The following is a 16,277-nucleotide window of genomic DNA, read 5'->3' on the forward strand; positions in this document are numbered from 1 at the left end:
CCGCAGGATCGTGTCCTGTACCGGCCGGTGACGCTTCAGGGACGTTCAGGTGGACTTAGGTGCCGTTCAGTACACCCATGTTCAAGCGGTCTAGCGCAGGCGCACCGACATGGCTAAGGCGCGTCGCATGACCGGAATCACCCCTGACGTCGTCGAGGCGCATGGCCTCAATCCCGAAGAATACGAGCGTGTGCTGCACGCGCTGGGACGAGAGCCGAACCTCGTGGAACTCGGCATCTTCTCGGTGATGTGGTCGGAGCACTGCTCGTACAAGTCGAGCCGCTTCCACCTCAAGAAGCTGCCGACCAAGGCCCCCTGGGTCATCTGCGGCCCCGGCGAGAACGCGGGCGTGATCGACATCGGCGACGGTCAGGCCGCCATCTTCAAGATGGAAAGCCACAACCATCCCAGTTATATCGAGCCTTATCAAGGCGCTGCGACCGGCGTGGGCGGCATCCTGCGCGACGTCTTCACGATGGGCGCGCGCCCCGTCGCCAACATGAACGCCCTGCGTTTCGGCCGTCCCGACCACCCGAAGATGAAGCATCTCGTCAAGGGCGTGGTCGCGGGCATCGGCGGCTACGGCAACTGCGTGGGCGTTCCCACGGTCGGCGGCGAGACGAACTTCCACAAGGCCTATGACGGCAACATCCTCGTCAATGCGATGACCGTCGGCGTCGCCGATACCGACAAGATCTTCTATTCGGCGGCCACCGGCCTCGGCAATCCGATCGTCTACGTCGGCTCCAAGACCGGCCGCGACGGCATCCACGGCGCCACCATGGCATCGGCCGATTTCGACGAGAATTCCGAGGAAAAGCGCCCGACCGTGCAGGTCGGCGACCCTTTCACCGAGAAGCTGCTGATCGAGGCCTGTCTCGAACTGATGGCGACCGACGCCATCGTCGCGATCCAGGACATGGGCGCGGCCGGCCTCACCTCCTCGTCGGTCGAAATGGCCAGCAAGGGCGGCGCGGGCGTCCGCCTCAACATGAACGCCGTCCCCTGCCGCGAAGAGGCGATGACGCCTTACGAAATGATGCTGAGCGAGAGCCAGGAGCGCATGCTCATGGTCCTCCAGCCCGGCAAGGAAGCCATGGCGGAAGCCATCTTCCGCAAGTGGGAACTGGACTTCGCGGTCATCGGCGAAGTGACCGATACCGGCCACATGGTGCTGGAATTCAACGGCGAAGTGGTCTGCGACATCCCGCTCGGCCCGCTCGCCGACGACGCGCCGGAATACGAGCGGCCCTACGTTTCGCCCGAGGAATACAAGGTCTGGGCTGCCGTCCCGGCGCTCGGTGAAGTCACCGAAAGCACGGATCTCGGTGCGGACCTCTTCAAGCTCATGGGCGGCGCGGACCTCGCCTCGCGCAAATGGATCTGGGAGCAGTACGACAGCCAGGTCGGCGCGGACACGATGCAGAAGTCGGGCGGCGACGCCGCCGTCGTGCGCGTCCACGGTACGCGCAAGGCACTGGCGATCAGCACCGACTGCTCGCCGCGCTACTGCTACGCCGACCCCTACGAGGGCGGCAAGCAGGCGGTGGCCGAGACCTACCGCAACATCAGCGCGGTCGGCGGCCTGCCGCTGGCGATCACCAACTGCCTGAACTTCGCAAACCCGCAGCGTCCGCAGATCATGGCGCAGATCGTCGGCTGCCTGAACGGCATGGGCGATGCCTGCCGTGCGCTCGACTACCCGATCGTCTCGGGCAACGTGTCACTCTACAACGAGTCCAAGGCCACCGGCGGCGGCTCGGCGATCCTGCCGACCCCGGCAATCGGCGGCGTCGGCATCCTCGCCGACCACGACAAGATGGCGACCGTCGCGTTCAAGGCCGAGGGCGAGGATATCTTCCTCCTCGGCGGCGAAGGCACGCACCTCGGCCAGTCGCTCTGGCTGAAGGACATCGCAGGGCAGGAAGCCGGCGAAGCGCCTCAGGTCGACCTCAAGCTTGAAGCCCACAACGGCGGCGTGGTCCGTGGCTGGGTCGGCGAAGGCAAGGTCACTGCCGTCCACGACATCAGCGATGGCGGCCTCCTCGTCGCTCTGGCGGAAATGGCGCTGGCCAGCGGCCTCGGCTGCACGCTCGACGCCGATCTCACCACGGCGCAGGCCTTCGGCGAAGACCAGTCGCGCTACGTGCTGACGGCACCCGCCGGTACGGTTCTGCCGGAAGCCGTGAAGATCGGCACCGTCGGCGGAACCAAGGTCGCGGGCGTCGAGATCGCCGCGCTGCGCCAGGCCAACGAGGCTTTCTTCAAGGAGTGGATGGAGCAAAGACAAAGCAAAAGGCCCCGAAAGGGGCCTTTCTTGCGTCTGTACTCCACGCATCGCGGGACCGGCACGCTGATGCGCCCGGCCCCACACAACCCCCGCCTAAGCGCCGAAACCGCCGTCAATCGTCTGCTTGGGTAGCACCAGCACGGGAGCCGGCGCCCCCCGCTTCCGGTATCGTGACGGTCCGACCTCTCGCGAGCAGGCGGCGCGCCATCGTAATGGCAGCGACGCCGCCACCGACGATGCAGATGTCCGTCGCGTAAGTGGAGAAGTCGGTCTTTTCGAAATCCAGATGCATGTCGTCACTCGGCCGGAAACTGGCGAACCGTCACGGTTCACGGGGCCGCCTCGAGATAGGTTCACGAGGTCGCGCCTTCCGCATGGCAAACATTGATTCTTCCCAATGTTGGCGCGCAGGCCTGCGAAGCACGCGGGATATGGCTGCATCCGCGAGTTGGGTCGGATCGAAACTCACGCTAACGGAACGGCGCAGAAGAAGGCTGAAGGGTGCGATGCGCATATTGCTGATAGAGGACGACGCCGAGATGGCCGGCTTCATCACAGATGGGCTGGCGCTGCAGGGCCATGTCACGCTGACCGAGCAGGAAGGGCGTCAGGGGCTGCGCCGTGCGCAAGGCGAGAACTGCGATGTCCTGATCGTCGACCGCATGCTGCCGGATATCGACGGGACCGATCTCGTTTCGGAGATGCGCGGGCTGGGTCTTTCCGAACCGATCCTGATGCTGACATCCCTCGGCGCGATCGAGGACCGCGTGAAGGGGCTTGGAAGCGGTGCGGACGACTATCTCGTCAAGCCTTTCGCGATGGCCGAACTGTGCGCGCGCATCGATGCTCTCAGTCGTCGCGGACGGGGAGGTCTCGGCGATACGGCGGCATGCGGCACCATCAAGATCGACAGGGTCCGCAGGGACGTGTGGCGCGAAGGGCAGAGGATCGTCCTCCAGCCGCGGGAGTTCGAACTGCTGGAACAACTCATCCGCCAGCAGGACCAGGTGGTTTCGCGCGCGATGCTGCTGGAACAGGTCTGGCATTTCCATTTCGATCCGCAGACCAATATCGTGGAAACGCACATGAGCCGTCTGCGGCAGAAGCTGAACGCGGGTTTCGAGCGCGATCCGATAGTTACCGTGCGCGGGGTAGGCTACAAGCTGCGCAGCGATGTCTGAACCACGTCACGGCCGCCTTGGGGCGATCACGCGTATCGCGGGCTGGTTCGTCGTGTTCTACACGATTGCGACGCTGGGACTGGGCGCAACGATCTATATCATCGGCGAAAGCGCATTGCGCGAACAGCTTGACGATCGGATCGCGGCCGAGAGCGACTATCTGGCCGATATTCATCGCCACCGTGGCATCGTCGCGCTTCGCGACACGCTGCAACGTCGGGACGACCGCGGCGTCAATGCGCTCGGCTACCTGCTGACGGACGGGAATGGGCGCAGGCTCGGCGGCGAACTGACGACCGATCGTCCGCGCACCGGGTGGGAGCAGATTCAGTTCCGGGACCAGGATGGCCGACGCAACGTGGCGCGTGCCTTCACCGTCGATCTGAAGGACGGAAACAGCCTGACGGTGGCGATGGAACTCGCCCCGGAACGTGCGCTGCGCCGCACTACGGCGCTGATCCTGCTCGCAGGCCTTGGCGCGACGCTGCTGGGCGGGATCATCGGCGGCGTGTGGCTGACCCGCGCGATCCGGTCTCGACTGAGGGCCATGAACGCCACGGCTCAGGGCATCATCTCGGGGGATATGAGCCTGCGTATGCCGGTGTCGCAACCCGATGACGAATTCGGCCAGCTTGCCGGGACGCTCAACGCGATGCTGGACCGCAACAGTGCGCTGATCGAGAATTTGCGGCAGGTTTCCAGCGGCATCGCGCACGACTTGCGCACTCCGCTTGCCAAGGTTCGGCAGAGGCTGGAACGCATGATGGTGCTGACGCCCGAAGAGGGGGCGTTGCAGGACGAAGTCGAGCGTTCGATCGTCGAAATCGACGCAACTCTGTCACTTTTCAGCGCTTTGCTGCGTATCGCCGAGGTGGAGGCGGGGGCGTTGAGGCAGTATTTCCGGGTCTTCGACCTCAGCGCCGCCGTCGCCAGCGTCTGCGAGAGCTATGCCGCCGTCGCCGAGGACAGCGACAAGTCGCTGACCTGCAGCATCGGCCCGGAAATGCGGGTTCTGGGCGATGCGGAGCTGGTATCGCAGGCTCTCGTCAACCTGCTGGAGAACGCCATCCGCCATACGCCGCCGCGTTCCAGCATACGTGTAAAGCTGTGCCTGAACGGCACCAAGGTGGTACTGAGCGTGACCGACGATGGCCATGGCGTCCCTGAGCACAGGCAGGAACTGCTCAAGCAGCGCTTCACGCGAGGCGACCGATCCCGCGGCAGCCCGGGCTACGGTCTCGGCCTCAATCTCGTCGAGGCGGTGGCTGAAGTGCATGGCGGTCGCCTCCGCCTGTCGGATGCGGAGCCGGGGCTCCGGGTCGATATCGAGCTGCCACTCGCTGAGCGACCGTGACCGCAAGCCCCGCCTGTCACTTGCGGACCATGTAGCCTGCCCCGCGCACGGTGACGATCGGATCGACGCCAACCTGTTCGATCATGCGGCGACGTATCCGGCTTACATGCGCATCGACCACTTTCGAACTGGGGGGCGAACCATTTCTCCACACGGTCTCATAGAGCGTCTCGCGCGAGAGGACGGAATCGGCGTTGCGGACGAGTTGCGCCAGCAGGCGAAATTCCTGCACGGACAGATCCAGCCCGACGCCCCGATACCACGCGCGCAGTCTGCTCGGGCTCACCGTGATATCGTCCGTGCCGATGGTGCCGCCGCCTTCGGTGGACCAGTTGCGTCGGCGCAGCACCGCTTTGATGCGGGCATGGAGTTCCTCGATGTCGATGGGCTTTACCATGTAGTCGTCGGCACCGCCTTCCAGACCGTCGATCCTTTCGGCGCTGTCCGCGAAAGCCGCCATCATGATGACAGGCGTCGTCACTCCCTCGTCTCGCAGGCTGCGCACGACGTTGAGGCCGTCCATTCCGCGCAGCACGAGCCCCAGCACGATGACGTCGAAATCGCCTTCGATCACGGCCCGAAGCGCTGCCTGCCCGTTCGTCAGAAGCGTCACGGCATGCCCGACGCTGCGGAGCCTTTGCGAGAGGCTTTCGGCTAGCTGCACGTCGTCCTCGACGATCAGGACATCGTGCAGGACGGTGAAAGGCGGACGCATCGGTAAAGGTACTCCTGGCCAGCCAAGCGCCGGAACAGGGCTGACCGGAAGGCTAATGCGACCGCTGCCCGCGATTTGACAGGCCGCCGCCGGAACATTGGGAAGAAGCAATATTCCGGCGGTTTTCAGGGCTATTTGCCGCGCGCCACGCACTTGCCGCCATCGGGCCCGACATTGCCGTTGCAGGTGCGCACCGAGATCATCGGTTCGTCGATATCGATAAGGTGATTGCCGTCGGTGCGGCGCTCAAGGTCGAAGCCGTCGTAGAGCCTGCCCGACGCGGTGAAGGTGCGGAACTTCAGCCGATCCCCCGCCACATCGACCACCTGATAGAGTTCGGTCGCCTCTGCCGTCCGGTCGGGCTGGGTGCGGGCGCGATCGTTGAGGCCGTACATCTTCGATCCCGTCACCGAGACGAGATAGACCGGCCCCTGCACCTTGCCGTCCTTGCGCATCGCCGCCGAAGCCTCGCGCCCGGCCTCCGACGTCAGGCGGCTGTAGCAGTGGTCGTGCCCCTGCAGCACGAGGTCCACCTTGCGGCTTTCGAACACCGGCTTCCACGCCGCCTTCACCTCGGACGTATCCTGCGGACGGGCGCAGGTGAAGACGGGCTGGTGGAACAGCACGACGTTCCACTTCGCCTTGCTGGATGCCAGCGTCTCGTCCAGCCAGCGGGTCTGCTGCTTCATGGTGCCCAGATCGATGGCGGAAGTGCCGTCGAGCACGATGAAGCGCACGCCCTGATAGTCGACGAAATAGGTCGTCGCCTTCACGCCCGGCGCGCCGTTGGCGGGCAGCGCGAACTGGAGCGGCCAGTACGGCCCGAGCTTGCGGCTTTCCGCGCCGTTCGGCAGCGCCACGTCGACATATTCGTGATTGCCGGTCGCGGGCACCTGCGGGACGATGCCCCAGTTGTAGCCGCCCGCCTGATTGAACTCACCCCATTCGTCATCATGGTCGAGGTCGTCGCGCTGCGCGGCAAGGTCGCCCGCATGGAGCACCAGTTCGATGCCGCCATTGGCATGGAAGGCCTGCCGGATGACACGGCTGGCATACGTCAGGATGCCGTTCTGGATATCGCCGAGGTAGAGGAAGCGGAACGGCTTCGCCTCGGCGCTGGCGGTGCGGAACTGCATCCACTCCGTCCAGCCCGCGCTGCCCTTCAACCGATAGGCATAGACGGTGTCCGGCGTCAGGTTCTCGAAGCGGACCTGATGATAGAGCGCGGGACCGTTGGCGCTGTCCTTCGCGACGCCCGGAGCGCCGGTGACGAGGCTCGCCTTCTCCTCCAGCGTCGGCCCGTCGACCGCGACGGCGATCTGGGCTTCGCTTGCGCTCTGCGCGGCATCGGTGCGCCACGCGACAGCCATGCCCTTCGTCGGATCGGCAGCGGGCGTCAGCATGATCCTGTCGGGCAGGTTACGGGCGGCATAAGGCGTCCCGGCGGAGCGCGGCACGGCCTCCTGGGCGCTCGCGGGTTGAATGAGACAAAGGGCCAGCGCGCCAAGCGCGACCCGGGCGGACAGACGACGAAGGGATGCCATGGTTCGGTAGCTCCGGAAAAACACGGCGCCGCCGCCCGGCCCGAAGGCAAGGCGGCGGCGGCAGGACGGGAACGGGATCAGAAGCTCGCGGTCACGCCGAACTTGGCCGTCCAGTTGTACTGCTCATACTGCAGCAGGCGACGTGCCCCGCCAAGGTTCTGGTAGGCAAAGTACGGCGCATCGGTGACGTTGATCCACTCGGCGAACAGGCGCACGCCCGGCATGACGCGGTACTTGGCGCTGAGATCGAGCTGGAACTGGTCGGAGACGTAGCGGTCCTGCTCGGGGGTGCTGCCCAGCTCGTCGAGGTACTTGTCGCGATAGGTGCCCGCCGCGCGCAGCGAGATCGGCCCCTTCTCGTATCCCAGCACGACGTTGAACGTGTTCTTCGAGGCCGACGCCAGCGGAATGCTGCGCGGATCGGTGATGTCGCCATCGTTAAGCACCGTGCCGCGGGCATCGGTGTAGGTGTAGTTGGCGTTGACCAGCAGGCCGTCGAACGGCGCGGGCAGGAACGTGAACGCCTGGCTGTAGGAAACCTCGAAGCCCTTCACCTTGGCGTTGTCGCCATTGATGAAGCTGGTCAGTTCGTCATAGGCGACGCCGTAGATCGTCCCCGGCGTGCGCGAGCGCTGCTCGACCGTGAAATCCTCGATCGACTTCCAGAAGAAGCCCGCCGTCAGCGCCGCATTGTTGCCGAAGTACCATTCGGCCGAAGCGTCGATATTCCATGCGCGATACGGCTTGAGGTTCGGATTGCCGGTCTCCGCCTCCAGATCCTCGTTCAGCATGAAGCGCGGGGCGAGGCTGGAGAGGTTCGGGCGGACGAGGCTCTTGAACCCGCCGAAACGCAGCACGAGGTTGCGCACCGGCTCGTAGCGGATCGTCAGACTGGGCAGCCAGTCGGTGTAGTTGCGTATGAAGCGGTTCGGGGTGACGAAGACGGTGTCCTCCTCCACCTCGACGCCTTGATATTCCTGCCCTTCCTCGACCACCTGCGTCAGCTTGGCGCGGATGTCGTTGCGGGTCTGCTCCACGCGGACACCGGCGATGATGCGCACGGTGTCGCTGTCCCAGCGGCCCATCAGGTAGCTGGCGAGGATGTCCTCCTTCACCGAGAAGTCGGCCGAATTGGATTCGACCGCGGTGTCGATCGGGTTGAGGACGAAGTTGTCGCGATTGGCGTTGAAGAAGTCTGTCGGGCCGCGCTGGCTCGGCAGCGGCAGGATATCCTGGATGCGGTAGGTCTGGCTGCCCAGCACGTCGGCCAGCGTATAATCGCCGTCATAGTCGTCATAGGCATCGACGCGCTGCGCCAGCGACTTCTTGCGCCAGCGGGCCTTCATGCCCGCCTGCACGGTGAAGGTGCCGCTGCCGGTCGCGAACTCGCGGGAGATATCGCCCTTCACCGAATATTCGCGGTCGCGGGCATCGAGCAGGACCGTCTGCTGCAATTCGTTGAACCCGTAGCTCTCGGGATCGTAGAAGGCATCGGTGTTGCCTGTCACGCTGAAGCGCGGCTTCCTCGGGTTGGCGTAGTCGAAGCCGACCGTGACATCGTCGCCCTCCTCGAAGCGGGCACGGAAACGGGTGGGATCGACCGAGCCGTTCTCGCGCTCGCTCGCCTCGGACCAGCTGCCCGAATAGACCGCCTTCCACGGCCCCGCCTCGGTCACGCCGCCGATGGTGAGCGACTTGATCTTCTGCTTCTCGAAACGGTCCTTCATGCGGCGGCGCACTTCGACGCGGCCGTCCTCGGACGAGAACTCTGCGCTGGTGGCGGTGCTGCGGCTCGGCGCCTCGTCGAGCACGAAGATCACGTCGCCGCGATACTCCCGGTCCTCGAACTGGCTGTAGAGGCCGCGGGCATAGAGCTTGGTCGTGTCCGTCGCCTGCCAGTCGAAGCTGAGCGACCCGCCCATGCGCTTGCGCTCGACGTCGTAGTCACGGTACTGCATCTCGGCGGCATAGGCGTTGCCGTTGTCGTCCAGCGCCCAGTCCGCGCCCTCGATGTTGTCGCTCTCGAACTTGCGGCGATAGTAGCTGAAGCCGCCGGCGATGCCGAAGCGGTCGGTCACGCGGGTGGAGAAGTCCACGCTGCCCTTGGGCGTCAGCGCATCGGCGTAGTCGTTGTAGCTGCCCTCCAGCTTGACCGAGTAGAGATCCTTCTTGCGGTCGAAGGCGCTGGTGGTGTTGATCTCGATGGAGGCGCCGATGGTGTCGCCGTCCATGTCGGGGGTGAGCGACTTCTTCACCTCGATCGATTCGATCAGCTCGGACGGGATCACGTCCATCGCCACGGTGCGGGTATCGCCCTCGGGGGCAGGAACGCGCACGCCGTTGATCGAGGCGGCGTTCAGCGACGGATCGAGGCCGCGCACCGACACGAAGCGGCCTTCGCCCTGATCGTTCAGGATGTTCACGCCCGGAAGGCGGCGCAGCGATTCCGCGACGTTCTGGTCGGGGAACTGGCCGATCGCATCGCGCGTCAGCACGCTCTCCACGCCGTCCGCAGCGCGCTGGCGCGACAGGGCGGAGGACTGGCTGGCGATCTGGCCGACGACGAGGATGTCCGCCCCGCCGATCCCGGCAAGGGAGAAGTCGCTGGTGACAGTGCCGGTCGCGGGAACCGTGACCGACTGCGTCGTCACCTCGGCCCCGACGTAGCGCGCCTCCAGCGTGTACGTGCCCGGCGCGACGTCCGCGAAGCGGAAGCTGCCGTCGCGCTCGGCCTGCACGCTGCGGTCCAGTTCGACGATGCGCACTTGCGCCGACTGCAGCGCGCGGGTTCCGGTGTCGTCCGACACGGTGCCGCTGACGGTGCCCGCCAACGCCGCTCCGGGCGCCAGAAGTGCAAGTGCGATGATGCCCCGGCTGCTGTGCCAGAGTGTGCTGCGGATACCCATTGTCTGCCCCCTTGAGGATGCCTGCGGTAATGCGCAGGCTGTCGGGGCGGCCTAGTCGATGCGCGACATGACGCTTCTGTTACAATCCGGGCAAAGACCTGTCCCGAGCATCGAACATTGGGACTTTTCAATGTTCGGCGCATCCCGACGCGTCCGACGCGCCGGAGAATAGGGGCTCGGTTCTATCGGCCTGCCAGCTCGCCGATGACCCGGTTGCGCGTCATTGAGAGTTGCGCGATCAGATCGCTGAGGAGATAGGCGTCGCGGCGGCGGGTCCAGGGCTGTGCGGACTGCGGATCGTATTCGACCGGCAGCGGCACTTCGCGGGCGACGGCGGCGGTCATGCCGTTGTCGCGCGAAACCAGCACGCAGCGCTTCACGTGATCGCGATGCCCGACGACGGCCACCTTGCCCAGGGCTTGAGCGGAGCCGGCATGGGCCACCACGGCCTTGGCCACGCCATCGGTGCTGAGGTAGATCGTCTTGCCGTCCGGCCCCTTGACGGGATGGATGGGCACGATGTCCTTCATGCCGTGCTTCCCGGTCAGGACTTGTGCGATTTCCCACTGCGCGTAGATTCGCACCGGGCGAACCCGCGCGATGGCATGCACGGCGTCGGCGAGCAGGACGTTGACCGGGCCCGGCTCGGGGGTTTCCGCGCCGTCCGAAAGCCCGGTATTCGGATCGACCTTACCCGTCGCCGATCGATAGCCGAAGCTGTAGGCGACCACGCTGTCCGCTTCGCGCACCGCGAAAGTGGGGTATTCCCAGCGGAAGCCCGCCTCGGTGATGTACGACGCGAGCTGACGGGCAATAGCCTGGTCGCCCAATTCGCCGTCCAGCGTCCTGGTCATGAGCCGTTCGAGGGCATCGACGTCGCTGCTGTCTCCCCCCAGCGTTGCGGCAAGGGCAGAGGGTGCGAATGCCGCCTGAGCGGCCAGCAGCGTGGTCGGCGCACCGACGAGAAGCGCGCGGCGGGTGGTCATGGAATTCTCCCTGAAATACGGTGCGAAGCGATGAGCCGGACCGGATGGCCGGTCCGGCTCCCAAGGCTCAGAAGCTGACGTTGACGAAGCCGCCGACAGTGCGACGCGCATTGGGCGAGGTGTAGTGGAGCAGGCCCAGCGAGCCGTACTGCTGCCACCCGGTCGAGAAGTACTTGTCGAACAGGTTGCGTGCGTAGACGCCGATCTCGATCGGGCGGCCCGGCAGGGTCACGCTGAGACGGCCGTTGACGAGGCCGTAGCCCGGCACGTTCGAGTAGGCGGGCTGTCCAACCACCGTCCAGTATTCGCTGCGATAGGCGTAATCGGCATGGGCACGCAGGCCCAGACCGGAGCCGAACTCGTGATCGTAGTCGATGGCCGCGGTGCCCGACCACTCGGGCGAATTCGTCAGGCGCGAACCCGTGTAGTTCGTGGTCGCGTTGTAGACGTAGTCGGTGAACTTGGCGTCCGTGTACGTGACCGCCCCTGACAGCTGCAGGCCCCGCATGGGCTGGACGACCAGGCTACCTTCGATGCCCTGCGTGCGCAGGCCGCCGGCATTGCCGATGACCGTAGCGTTTATCATGCCGCCCGAACCATCGGGGATCTGGGTCAGGATCGTCGCCTGGAAGTCCTTGAAGTCGGAGCGGAACGCGTCGAGGTTGAACCGCACGCGGCGGCCGAACCATTCCGACTTGATGCCCGCTTCCCACGCCTTGACGGTCTCGTCCTGATACGGCGCATACTTGTTGCCGACGAAGGCGATGCCCGCCGGTTTGTAGCCGGTGGAGTAGGTCGCATAGACCATCACATTGTCGGCAAGCTGATACGTCGGCGCGATGCGGAACGAGAAGTTGTCGCCCTTAACCCGGCCGAAATCGAATGCGGGCGCCGCGCTGGAAGCGGTGAAGTTCGGCGTATAGCCCGCGATCTCAAGCGGGTTGATCGTGACGTAGTCGATGCTCTGCGAGTTGTTGTCGTGCGTGTAGCGCCCGCCCAGCGTCAGGGCGAGACGCGGGGTAAGGTTGAACTTGAGCTGGCCGAAGGCCGCCATCGTCTCGTTCACGGAGTCGAACAGCGACGCATTGCCGTCCCGCCCGATCGCCCCGGTCAGCGCGATCAGCGTCGGTAGCGGCGTGCCTGCGACATTGTAAAGCGGTTGTCCGCCGGTGGACCACTGCAACTGGGTCTGGCGGGCGTGGAGGCGGTTGTAGAATGCGCCGACAAGGTACTCCACGAAGCCGCCGGTCGGCGAGGCGAGATGGATTTCCTGGCTGAACTTGTCGGTATCCAACTCTCCGAGGTTGAACGGGATGTACGCATAGCGGTCGTAGGGCGCGAGGCTGGCCGGGGTCGAGTTGTCGTAGCCGGTGACGCGATAGGCGGTGATCGAGGTCAGGTCATGATCGCCCAGCTTGGCATTGGCGCGTAGCGAGGTGCCCCATTCCTCGGTGACGATCTGGCCGAAAGAGGAGTCCGCCGTATCAGCGCTCCGGGGGCCGGGATAGACGCCCAGTTCGTTAAGGATGGCGGTCAACGCTGCCGACTGGCCGGACACCGGCGTGCGCACGCTGCTGTCCCAGTGATGGGCGTAGTCGCCGGAAAGCGTCAGGTTGAAGCTGTCCGACGGCTCCAGGTAAAGGCGCGCGCGGCCACCGTACTCGTGCTGCGAGCCGACCTTGCGGTCGAGCGTGACGTTGCGCCCGAACCCGTCGAAGGCCTGGTCGAAGCCGGACACGCGCAGGGCCGCGATCGGGCCGAGCGGGACGTTGGCGGTGGCGTTGAGGATGCGCTCGTCATGCTCGCCGAAGCTGGCGCTGGCGCGCAGCGACCATTCGCCGATCTTGGGACGGGTGGTGGTCACGGCGATCACGCCCGAGGTCGCGTTCTTGCCGAACAGCGTGCCCTGCGGACCCATGAGCACATCGACGCGCTCGATATCGACAAGCCCGGTCAGGCCGTTCGCCCGCTGTCCGTCCATCACCACGTCATCGACGACGACGCTCACCGACTTGGCGTTGGAAAAGTCGAAGGAGGTGCTGCCGACACCGCGGATCTGGAACGCGGCGCCCTGGGTCGGGTCGTACTGCACGCCGGGCATCGTGTACTGCAGGTCGGTGACCGATGTGTAGCCGGTCTTGGCCAGCGTCTCGCCATCGATCGACTGGATCGCCAGCGGCACCTTCTGGCTGCTTTCCGCGCGGCGCTCCGCCGTCACGGTGATTTCCGGAAGCGCATCGTCGGCGGGTGCCGCTTCCTCGGCCTGCGCCGTAACGGCCCAAAACGGCAAGACTGTGCCGGCAAGGATGGTGGAGAGAAGGTGGATCGTTCGCTGGCGGTTGAAAGCAGACATGGCAGGGCTCCGTCCTGTTGATCGGGGATCTTCAGGACGCGCCTCTAGGGTCGCTTCATGACTCTTTCAGGACGATTGTATGGTATTTTTATCCCAGTTTTATGTTTTATAAAAACATCCGTACTGTTCAGGTGAACGTTCCGATCAGCTCACGCATATCAGCCCATTCGGCGTCGGTGGCCAAAGTGCGCAGGCCGTCGCCGATCGAGGCGATGACCATCGCCTGCACGCGCGCGCGATCGGAATTCTCGGGAATGCCCAGCCATTGCGCATAGAGGTGGTGGACATTCTCGGCACGGCGACGGCGCATATCGATGGCGAAGGGGCGGAAGGCGGTATCGGCGAGTGCGGCGAGCGCGCATTCGTGAGTCAGGCGGATGATGTCGCCATTGCCCAGCCGCGCGCTGCTGGCATGGATCTGGCTGCGCAGGCGGCGATAGACGGCTTCTACACCGGCGAACAGAATGTCGCGATGCGACGGGAAGTGATGCGCCACGCTTGACGTTGCGGCGCCTGCCGCCTGCGCCACCGTTCGATGGGACAAGGCGCCGACACCCTGCTGCACGATGATGTCGGCGATATGTTCCGCGATGGCGGCTTTGGTCCCCTGCGGGACGATTGCCTTCTCATCGAGGGCCGCCGCGGCCGGCACGGCAAGGCGGTCGACCAGCGCCATGTGCCACTGGGTAAAGGACGGATCGATGGCGCCGGAACCGCTGCGCAGCATGCCGCGCACAGTCGAATGGCGCAGCAGCCGATAGTCCGTCTCATCCGACAGGACGATGGAGAACACCTGCTCGTCCAGACAATACCGCGCGATGAGCCGTGCCAGCGTTTCGCCGCGAGCAGACCCCGGCAGCAGGTCGCGCCACAGGGCCTCCGCCTGTTCGAACAGCGTGACGATTGCGGGCAGCGCCTGCGGCTCCCGACTGGCCAGCAGCGCCAGTTCGCAGGCTACGATCGCCGAAGTGCGGCGTGGGCCCGCGCCCTGATCCAGCCATTCGCAGACGAGATCAGGAAGAATGCTGCTGGCGAGCACGTCGACTTCGCCGACCCGCTCCCGCCACTGCGCGCGCGCTTCGGCCATCAGTTCGATCTCGCGGTCGAGCACCGCCGTTATCAGCGCCGCGCGATCACCGATCCGATAGCTGATCGAGCCGACGGACGTGTCTGCCGCTTCGGCGACGGTCCGCAGGCTCATGCCCGCCACGCCCCTGGCTGCGATCACACAGCGGGCGGCATCGACGACACTTTCGATCTCGGGAGGCTTAGTGCGGGTCCGGGGTATGCTCTGGGAGTTCATGCCTTATGGCATATAGGCATCGCCGACGCAGTCCAGCCAAGTATCGAACGGCAAAACGCCATAAGGTCTTCGCCCGTCCCCGTGACACGCGGTTCGTGCATGGGGACCGGTCGCCTAGATTCAGACCAAAGAACCGATCACATCATTGTGCGATTTCCTCACCGGAAAGGTAGATCGGGTTCGAATAGAACCACAGATCACGCCACGGATCCTCTCCGGCGACATCGGGTTCGGGTTCACCCTGCTCCGTATTCGTGCCCCGGACGCGCAGATAGGTCGTTCCCTTCGAAACCTTCATTCGCAGAGATACGAGAATATCTTCCCCATCGGCCCGAAAGTCACGCGATGTGAAGCGTCTGACGATCCGGGTACTGTCGTTATGGTCACCCTCAACACCCGAAGCTCCTCCTGCGATCAGGTCCAGGTGGTCGACTTTCGGCAATTGCCCAGCGGCATTCGGAGTGCGCGCAGGACGGAAGCGAATGGAGATATCGAGTTCGTCACCGTCGCGTATCGCCAGCGTTTGCCCCATGGTCGCGGTCCTTGGCGATGTCGGCCCGATTGCCGCCTTGACCTCCAGTTGGTCGACCAGATTGCCGGTGGCGACGAAAACACGCCCATTGCGCAGACCATCGAGTATGTCCGGGGCGTTCGGCTCGGCGAAGACCCAGGTTTTGGGATACTCCCCCGGCCAGAAGTCGGCGCCGCCCTCACGCCAGTGACCGTGCGAATCCGAGTTGGCGGTAATGGTCCAGTGCAGCCCTCTCCCGAGAAGCGCATCCCAGGCGCCACCCAGGCGGGCGACCATCTGGTCGAAACCACCCATCGTCGGGAAACCGCCATACAGGCCGCGAGAGCCGTGCGCCTTGTCCTTGCCTGTTTCCGGTCTGGCAGCCTGATGCCCCGGCGCGCCTTCCATGCCGATAACGACATTCGGAGCGGCCTCCTGCCACGCCTGATACTCGGCAGGCGTGTGCAGGCCCCATTCGCCATAGCCGGTCGCCGTTCGGGAGGGATGATTGGCGATGAGAACCGGCGGAACGGGCAGTCCGGCCATGTATCGCAGCGCTTCGATCATCCTCGCCTTGGTATTGCGTGAAGGATCGGCAGGGAACGCCTCGCGCTTGCCGAAGCGGGATTCGATATCCCGCAACGTGGCGCGCTCAGTTGCATCGGTTGGCAGGATGAGGCTGGCATGCTCGCCGCCCGGAACGTCGAATTCCATGCCGTAGAACAGGACGATGTCGGGCACCGCCTTGCGTGCCGCCACGACGTCCGGCCAGGCACGATCATGGTTGAGCGCGGAATGCCTGGGGCCTCCGTGGTCCGTGGTGACCATCCAGTCCAGCCCGAAGCGGCGCGCCATCTCCACGTTCTGCAGGGTCGTATGGGAAGAATCGCCGCCGATCACGGGATCCGGCAGGTGCTCGGAATGTTCGGGATCCGCTTCGTAGCGGGCGCTGTAGATGCTGTGCACATGATGATCGCCCGCCAGCCAGCGCCGTTGGCCGGGCTCATCGGCATACGCCGGCAAGGCATGTACAAGGGTGATCGCCGAGGCAAGAAGCCGTCCTGAACGCATCATCTGTCGCATGGGCCTTCAATGGGAATACGGGCACCGCGCCGAAGCTTCGGCGCGGTGCCC

The 16,277-nt window shown here is 65.0% G+C and carries 9 protein-coding genes and 1 pseudogene; 3 read left to right on the forward strand and 7 right to left on the reverse strand.

Going from position 1 to position 16,277, the window contains the following annotated elements; all coding sequences use genetic code 11:
* Positions 1-127: 127 nt before the first annotated feature.
* From purL to LO787_RS17620, 3 genes and pseudogenes are all read left to right on the forward strand, one after another.
* Positions 128-2,281 (forward strand): annotated as a pseudogene (gene purL, locus LO787_RS17610) (phosphoribosylformylglycinamidine synthase subunit PurL); the annotation flags it as partial.
* Positions 2,282-2,796: 515 nt separating this feature from the next.
* Entirely contained in the window at positions 2,797-3,471 is a 675-nt protein-coding gene (locus LO787_RS17615) for a response regulator transcription factor (protein ID WP_232492292.1), read from the forward strand.
* Positions 3,464-4,825 carry a HAMP domain-containing sensor histidine kinase gene (locus LO787_RS17620; protein ID WP_232492293.1) on the forward strand — a complete coding sequence of 454 codons (1,362 nt, stop codon included), beginning with the start codon at positions 3,464-3,466 and terminating at the stop codon, positions 4,823-4,825. The genes LO787_RS17615 and LO787_RS17620 overlap by 8 nt, the downstream gene beginning before the upstream one ends.
* A 16-nt stretch (positions 4,826-4,841) precedes the next feature.
* Here the strand turns inward: LO787_RS17620 and LO787_RS17625 are convergent, their stop codons facing one another.
* The 7 genes from LO787_RS17625 to LO787_RS17655 all read right to left on the reverse strand — a co-directional run bounded on the left by LO787_RS17625 (position 4,842) and on the right by LO787_RS17655 (position 16,217).
* The gene (locus LO787_RS17625) at positions 4,842-5,540 is read right to left on the reverse strand and encodes a response regulator transcription factor (RefSeq protein ID WP_232492294.1); all 699 of its coding nucleotides are present in this window, start codon (positions 5,538-5,540) and stop codon (positions 4,842-4,844) included.
* A 131-nt stretch (positions 5,541-5,671) separates the two neighbouring features.
* Positions 5,672-7,084 (reverse strand): purple acid phosphatase family protein, encoded by a 1,413-nt coding sequence (locus LO787_RS17630; RefSeq protein WP_338045383.1) that lies wholly within the window; start codon positions 7,082-7,084, stop codon positions 5,672-5,674.
* A 77-nt stretch (positions 7,085-7,161) separates the two neighbouring features.
* Positions 7,162-9,990, reverse strand: a complete 2,829-nt coding sequence (locus tag LO787_RS17635) for a TonB-dependent receptor (protein WP_232492296.1) — start codon at positions 9,988-9,990, stop codon at positions 7,162-7,164.
* A gap of 182 nt (positions 9,991-10,172) precedes the next feature.
* Entirely contained in the window at positions 10,173-10,976 is an 804-nt protein-coding gene (locus tag LO787_RS17640; protein ID WP_232492297.1) for a hypothetical protein, read from the reverse strand.
* A 67-nt stretch (positions 10,977-11,043) separates the two neighbouring features.
* A complete protein-coding gene (locus tag LO787_RS17645; protein ID WP_232492298.1) occupies positions 11,044-13,329 on the reverse strand; it encodes a TonB-dependent receptor in 2,286 nt (761 codons plus the stop codon).
* A gap of 127 nt (positions 13,330-13,456) precedes the next feature.
* Positions 13,457-14,632 carry a TetR family transcriptional regulator gene (locus LO787_RS17650; RefSeq protein ID WP_232492299.1) on the reverse strand — a complete coding sequence of 392 codons (1,176 nt, stop codon included), beginning with the start codon at positions 14,630-14,632 and terminating at the stop codon, positions 13,457-13,459.
* A gap of 142 nt (positions 14,633-14,774) precedes the next feature.
* Positions 14,775-16,217: a CehA/McbA family metallohydrolase domain-containing protein gene (locus LO787_RS17655; RefSeq protein ID WP_232492300.1), complete on the reverse strand. Its 1,443-nt coding sequence runs from the start codon at positions 16,215-16,217 to the stop codon at positions 14,775-14,777.
* Between the last annotated feature and the right edge of the window lie 60 nt (positions 16,218-16,277).

Origin of the sequence: Novosphingobium kaempferiae, from assembly GCF_021227995.1 — a bacterium.
GTDB classification, from domain to species: domain Bacteria; phylum Pseudomonadota; class Alphaproteobacteria; order Sphingomonadales; family Sphingomonadaceae; genus Novosphingobium; species Novosphingobium kaempferiae.

Bases quoted from the DNA above. Each gene is read 5' to 3' on its own strand.
- LO787_RS17630 (WP_338045383.1), bottom strand. From the start codon at position 7,084: ATGGCATCCCTTCGTCGTCTGTCCGCCCGGGTCGCGCTTGGCGCGCTG.
- LO787_RS17635 (WP_232492296.1), bottom strand. From the start codon at position 9,990: ATGGGTATCCGCAGCACACTCTGGCACAGCAGCCGGGGCATCATCGCA.
- LO787_RS17645 (WP_232492298.1), bottom strand. From the start codon at position 13,329: ATGTCTGCTTTCAACCGCCAGCGAACGATCCACCTTCTCTCCACCATC.
- LO787_RS17625 (WP_232492294.1), bottom strand. From the start codon at position 5,540: ATGCGTCCGCCTTTCACCGTCCTGCACGATGTCCTGATCGTCGAGGAC.
- LO787_RS17615 (WP_232492292.1), top strand. From the start codon at position 2,797: ATGCGCATATTGCTGATAGAGGACGACGCCGAGATGGCCGGCTTCATC.
- LO787_RS17640 (WP_232492297.1), bottom strand. From the start codon at position 10,976: ATGACCACCCGCCGCGCGCTTCTCGTCGGTGCGCCGACCACGCTGCTG.
- LO787_RS17650 (WP_232492299.1), bottom strand. From the start codon at position 14,632: ATGAACTCCCAGAGCATACCCCGGACCCGCACTAAGCCTCCCGAGATC.
- LO787_RS17620 (WP_232492293.1), top strand. From the start codon at position 3,464: ATGTCTGAACCACGTCACGGCCGCCTTGGGGCGATCACGCGTATCGCG.
- LO787_RS17655 (WP_232492300.1), bottom strand. From the start codon at position 16,217: ATGATGCGTTCAGGACGGCTTCTTGCCTCGGCGATCACCCTTGTACAT.